The organism is Flavobacterium celericrescens, from assembly GCF_011392075.1.
Lineage (GTDB): Bacteria > Bacteroidota > Bacteroidia > Flavobacteriales > Flavobacteriaceae > Flavobacterium > Flavobacterium celericrescens.
In genome coordinates, this window is record NZ_JAAJBV010000029.1 from 1 (window position 1) to 250 (window position 250).

Sequence of the window (250 nt, forward strand, 5' to 3'; positions counted from 1 at the left end):
CCTGTTCTTGTACAATCTGTATTTGTTGTGGTATTGATAGCAATTGGTGCTACGATAGTAGGCAACTCGTTATCTTCTACCGTTACAACTTGAGTAGCTGTTGCAGTGTTACCTGAACCATCTACTACCGTCCATGTTACAGTTGTATTACCTATTGAGAATGAAGCTGGTGCATCATTACTTACACTTACTACTGAACAGTTGTCTGATGTAACTGGTGTACCTAAAACAACGTTTATTGCATAACAAT

The 250-nt window shown here is 38.4% G+C and carries 1 protein-coding gene; it reads right to left on the reverse strand.

Features of this window, described 5'->3' with window-relative positions:
- On the reverse strand, positions 1 to 250 hold a 250-nt coding region (locus tag G4L40_RS12905), incomplete at both ends, for an HYR domain-containing protein (protein ID WP_166237594.1).